Raw genomic sequence first — 352 nt, forward strand, 5'->3', positions numbered from 1 at the left:
GGTTGACGGTGATCTCCGGCTCGACCGTGGCGAAGACAGCCGACGTATGCGGCCTCCCAAGGCCGTTATCGCTTTGCAGCTTGCTCTCGGTTTCGATCGCGATCAGTGGTGTGCCTTCGTCCGCCTTGTCGCCCTTGTCATCCGCAGCGGATTTGTCATCTGCCGCAGATTTGTCATCTGGCGCAGACTTGTCATCCGCCGCTGGCTTGTCGTCGTCGGCGGTCACGGCGTCGTCGGCGCGAACGACCGCCGGCATGGAAAAGGCGGTGAGCAGCGTCAGTCCGGCGGCCGCAGCGCGGACGGATAATGAAAATGGCATGCGGGTTCCCCTTAGGAAGCGGCCGATCCGCCC

The 352-nt window shown here is 63.6% G+C and carries 1 protein-coding gene; it reads right to left on the reverse strand.

Going from position 1 to position 352, the window contains the following annotated elements:
- A partial coding sequence (locus AC1D0P_RS32785; RefSeq protein ID WP_477680532.1) for a hypothetical protein occupies positions 1–319 on the reverse strand: 319 nt, incomplete at its 3' end.
- Positions 320–352: the final 33 nt, after the last annotated feature.

The sequence above is a fragment of the Polaromonas sp. P1_G2 genome, from assembly GCF_056405515.1.